General features: G+C 63.9%; 4 protein-coding genes. All 4 read left to right on the forward strand.

Annotated elements, in window-relative coordinates:
* Positions 1-309, forward strand: a 309-nt coding sequence (locus tag ABIE58_RS19885) for a luciferase domain-containing protein (protein ID WP_354546358.1), incomplete at its 5' end; no start/stop codon positions are given.
* Between the two features lie 133 nt (positions 310-442).
* Complete coding sequence (locus tag ABIE58_RS19890) at positions 443-1,486, forward strand: HlyD family secretion protein (RefSeq protein ID WP_065334265.1); 1,044 nt, start codon at positions 443-445, stop codon at positions 1,484-1,486.
* Positions 1,483-4,224, forward strand: coding sequence for a ribosome-associated ATPase/putative transporter RbbA (rbbA, locus tag ABIE58_RS19895; protein WP_065334264.1), 2,742 nt, complete (start codon positions 1,483-1,485; stop codon positions 4,222-4,224). The genes ABIE58_RS19890 and rbbA overlap by 4 nt, the downstream gene beginning before the upstream one ends.
* A gap of 3 nt (positions 4,225-4,227) precedes the next feature.
* Positions 4,228-5,294, forward strand: a 1,067-nt coding sequence (locus tag ABIE58_RS19900; protein WP_354546359.1) for an ABC transporter permease, incomplete at its 3' end; no start/stop codon positions are given.

Consider the following 5,294-nt stretch of genomic DNA (forward strand, 5'->3'; position numbering starts at 1 on the left):
TGCCTCGAACACGGGCGCGGCTGCGGCTGCCGCGAGGCGTTCATGATCGGCACCGAGTTCGCCCATGTCCATCCGCCGCAGGACGGTAGCCTGCACATGATGCTGCCAGAGGATGCGGTGCCGAAGATCGTCGATCTTGGCTGGGCAGAGCCACATCCGATGGCTGCGGCGGGCATGATCCCGCCCACGGCTGTCATGGTCTATGCGCCCAGAAATGAGCCCGAAATCGATTCAGTTCTGGGCCTGCTGGGCCTTTCCTATGACTTTGCCCGGGGTCGGCTCGGACGGGTGGACAACATCGTTCTGTAACGGATGCGCCGTTCAATCCGGTTGTGAAACCGCATGCGGATGATTTAGGGTTCAGGCGCGTCGCAAGAATAAAAAACACGCCCGAATCATCACAACAAGCGAGTATCCAGTGGCAAAAAACAGACCCGTTATCATGGCCGCGATCGTCATCGCTGTCGCCGTATCCGGCTTTTTGATCTGGCAAAGCACCCTATCCGATACGGACGCGGAAGGATTCGCGCGCGGCAACGGGCGGATCGAAGCGGTCGAAATCGACGTTGCGGCCAAGCTGCCCGGGCGAATTGACACGGTGCTTGTGAACGAAGGAGGGCTCGTGACGGCAGGTGCGCCTCTGGCCACGCTCGACACGCGGCAATTGCAGGCCAATCGCAACCAGATGGTGGCGGAACTGCGCCGCGCTGAAATCGCCGTGGAAAACGCCACGCTGCTTGTCGAACAGCGCGCGGCCGAAGTACGCGCGGCCGAGGCCCTTCTGGAACAGCGCCGCGCGGAGGAGGATGTCGCGCGGCGCCAGTATGAGCGCTCCGAGTCTCTGACGCAGAACAGCATCACATCCGAACGGCAATTCGAGATCGACCGGGCCAACGCCTTTGGCGCCGCGGCGGCGGTTGCCTCTGCACAGGCGTCGCTTGCGGCGGCGCGGGCGGGGGTCGCATCGGCGAAAGCCTCGGTGATTGGGGCCGAGGCGGCGGTGACCGCGGCCCAGGCGACGATCGAGGCGATCGACGTGCAGATCGAGGATAGCACATTGAAAGCGCCGCGTGCCGGGCGGGTGCAATATATCGTCGCGCGCGCGGGCGAAATCGTGGGGGCCGGCGGTCGCGTTGTCAACATGCTGGACCTCAACGACGTTTACATGACGTTTTTCCTTTCGACGGCGGATGCGGGGCGTATCGGGCTGGGAACCGAGGTGCGCTTGCTGCTGGATGCGGCACCCGGCATCGTCATCCCCGCCAGCGTTTCCTTCGTGTCGGACGTGGCGCAGTTCACGCCCAAGACGGTCGAGACGGAAATCGAGCGCGAGAAGCTGATGTTCAGGGTGCGGGCCAGGATCGCGCCGGAGCTGCTGGCGCGGTATCTCGATCAGATCAAGACCGGGCTTCCCGGCGTCGCCTGGGTGCGGCTTGACCCGACCGCGCCCTGGCCGGCGGCGGCGCAGGGCAAGGTGCTGGAATGACCGATTCCATGCCTGCGGTGCGTGCCGAGGGGCTCTCGCTCCGCTATGGCAAGACCCGGGCCGTGGACGATGTTTCGATCGACCTGCCGTCAGGCCGTTCCGTCGGCGTCATCGGGCCGGACGGCGTGGGAAAGTCGAGCCTTCTGGCGCTGATCGTCGGGGCGCGGCGGATGCAGAAAGGGCGGCTCGAGGTGCTGGGGGGCGACATGGCCCGCGCCGGGCATCGCGCGCGCATCGCCCCGCGCATCGCCTATATGCCGCAGGGGCTGGGGCGGAACCTTTACCCGACGCTTTCGGTCCGCGAAAATGTCGATTTTTTCGGGCGCCTTTTTGGCGAGGGCGCGCAGGAACGCGCGCAGCGGATCGACGAACTGCTCAAGGCGACCGGTCTCGCCCCGTTTGCCGACCGCGCGGCGGCCAAGCTTTCGGGCGGGATGAAGCAGAAGCTGGGCCTGTGCTGCGCGCTGATCCACGACCCCGACCTTCTGGTTCTTGATGAGCCGACCACCGGCGTCGATCCGCTGTCGCGGCGCGAATTCTGGGCCCTGATCGACCGAATCCGCGCTGATCGCCCACATATGAGCCTGCTGGTGTCGAGCGCCTATATGGAAGAGGCCGCGCGCTTCGATCACCTGGTGGCGATGGACGCGGGCAAGGTTCTGGCGACCGGCAGCACGGCCGAAATCCTGGAACGCACCGGTGCCGCTGATCTGGATGCGGCCTTCATCGCACTTCTGCCCGAGGAAAACCGCAGCCGCCACAAAGACCTGAGCATCCCGCCGCGCGATCCGGCGTCCGACGGGGAAAACGTCATCGAGGCCGAGAACCTTACCGTGCGGTTTGGCGATTTCACAGCTGTGGACCAGGTGAGCTTTCGCATCAAGCGGGGCGAGATCTTCGGCTTTCTGGGCTCCAACGGGTGCGGCAAGACCACCACCATGAAGGCGCTGACCGGGCTGCTGGATCCGAGTGACGGCACCACGAAGATTTACGGTCGCAAGGTCGATGCCCATGACATGGCCACCCGCAAGCGCATCGGCTACATGACGCAATCCTTCTCGCTTTATTCCGAGCTGACGGTGCGGCAGAACCTTGATCTGCACGGGCAGCTTTTCGACATGACATCCGCAGAGATCGTGCCGCGGATCGCGGAACTCGCTGAGCGGTTCGATCTTGAAGACGTGCTCGACAGCCTGCCGATGCGCCTGCCGCTGGGTATTCGTCAGCGCCTGTCGCTGGCGGTCGCGCTGATCCATCGCCCCGAAATCCTGATCCTAGACGAGCCGACATCGGGGGTGGACCCTGTGGCGCGCGATATCTTCTGGCAATCGCTGATAGATCTGTCCCGAAACGATGGCGTGACGATCTTCATCTCCACCCATTACATGGCCGAGGCCACGCGCTGCGACAGGATTTCGCTGATGCACCAGGGCCGCGTGCTTGTAAGCGACACGCCCGAAGCGATCCGCGAGGAGGTCGGCGCAGAGACGCTGGACGATGCCTTTGTCCACCATCTGCAACGCGCGCAGGATCAGGATACCCCGCCTGCGCCCGAGATGAAAGAAGAGCTTTCCGCCGGGCCCGCCACCTCCGCCCGGCGGCGGCGCGGGGGGTTCAGCCTGGCGCGGCTGCTGAGCTTTTCATGGCGCGAGTCGCTGGAGTTGCGCCGCGATCCGATCCGCCTGACGCTTGCCAGCCTCGGCAGCGTGATCCTGATGATCGTGCTGGGCTATGGCGTGTCCATGGATGTCGAAAACCTCAAATTCGCGGCACTCGATTTCGATCGGAGCATCCTTAGCCAATCCTATGTCAACGACCTGGCCGGGTCGCGTTACTTTGACGAGGAACCGCCGCTTGTCGATCATGCCGATCTTGACTACCGGATGCGGGCGGGTGAAATCAGTCTGGCTCTGGAAATTCCGCCGGGGTTCGCCGCGGATCTTGAACGCGGCCGCCCCGTCGCCATTGGCGCGTGGTTCGACGGGGCCATGCCGATGCGCGCCGATACGGTGCGCGGGTATATCCAGGGGATGCACGCCCACTGGCTGACCGAGCAGATGCGTCAGGTCTTTGGCGATCAAGCGGTGGCGGGTAACTTCACGCTTGAGGTGCGCTACCGCTACAACCCCGATGTCGAGAGCCTGGCGGCCATGGTGCCCGCGATGATCCCGCTGTTGCTGATGCTGATTCCGGCCACGCTGGCCGTCCTGTCCGTGGCCCGCGAAAAGGAAACGGGTTCGATCGTCAATCTTTATGTCACCCCGGCGCGACGGCTGGAATTCCTGCTGGGCAAACAGGTGCCCTATGTCGTTCTGGGTTTCATGAATTACCTTTTGCTGTTGGCGCTGGCGGTGGTGGTCTTCGGGGTGCCGGTCAAGGGCAGCCTGCTCGCGCTTTCGCTCGGGGCGCTGATCTATGTCGTGCTGGCCACCGGGCTGGGCCTGCTGATTTCCGCCTTCACCCAAAGCCAGGTCACGGCGCTGTTCTTCACCTTCATGGCGACGCTTATCCCGGCGATGCAATATGGTGGCATCATCGATCCGGTTGCGTCAATGGACGGCATGGGTCGGGTGATCGGTGAAATCTATCCCACCAGCCATTTCGTCACCATCTCGCGCGGGACCTTTTCCAAGGCACTGGGGTTCGATGATCTGGGCGGGTCTTTCCTGCCGATGCTGGCGCTTGTGCCCGTGGTGGTGCTGCTGGGTGCCATCTTCGTGCGCAAACAGGAGAAATAACCGATGCGGCTCAGGCATGTTCTGCAACTGTCGTTGAAGGAAATTCGCGGGCTGTTGCGCGATCCGCTTCTGATGGTGCTGGTCGCCTATGCCTTCACGCTCGACGTCTATGTCAGCGCGACCGCCATCCCCGAATCGCTCAACAGCGCCACGATCGGGATCGTGGACGAAGACGCCTCGCCGCTGTCGCGGCGGGTGGCCGATGCGTTCCTGCCGCCGTATTTCATGCCGCCCGCCCAGATCGACATCGCGCAAATGGATGCGCGGATGGATGCCGGGATCGACACCTTTTCGCTGGTGATCCCGCCCGAGTTCCAGCGCGACCTGCTGGCCGGGAACCGGCCCGAATTACAGCTCAATGTCGATGCGACACGGGTCAGCCAGGCCTTTACCGGGGCGGGTAGTATCAGCGCCATTGTCAATCAGGAGATTGCCGGATGGCTGGCACGCGATGCCGCCCCGGTCGGGATGCCGGTTGATCTGGCCGTTCGGGCCCGTTTCAACCCCTCGCTCGACCCGGCCTGGTTCGGGGCGGTGACCTCGGTCATCAGTACGGTGACCATGCTGTCCATCATCCTTTCGGGTGCCGCCCTGATCCGTGAGCGCGACCACGGCACGTTGGAACATCTGCTGGTCATGCCCGTGACCGCCGCCGAGATCATGACGAGCAAGGTGCTCAGCATGGGCAGCGTGGTGCTGGTGGCGACGGCGCTTTCGCTCACTCTGGTGGTTCAGGCGGGGATGGGTATCCCGATCGGGGGATCGGTTGCGCTCTATCTTGTGGGCGCGGCGTTGCACCTCTTCGCGACGACCTCGATGGGGATCCTGCTGGCCACCATCGCAGGCTCTATGCCGCAGTTTGCCATGCTGCTTTTGCTGGTGCTGTTGCCGCTCGATATCCTGTCGGGCGGCGTCACCCCGCGCGAGTCGATGCCCCAAGCCGTGCAATACATCATGCTCGCGGCCCCCAACACGCATTTCATCGCGCTGGCACAGGGGGTGTTGTTCCGTGGGGCCGGGCTGTCGGTGGTCTGGCCGCAACTTGTGGCGCTGATGCTCATCGGGTCGGT

This window comes from Roseovarius sp. MBR-78 (assembly GCF_040547535.1).
Taxonomy (GTDB): domain Bacteria; phylum Pseudomonadota; class Alphaproteobacteria; order Rhodobacterales; family Rhodobacteraceae; genus Roseovarius.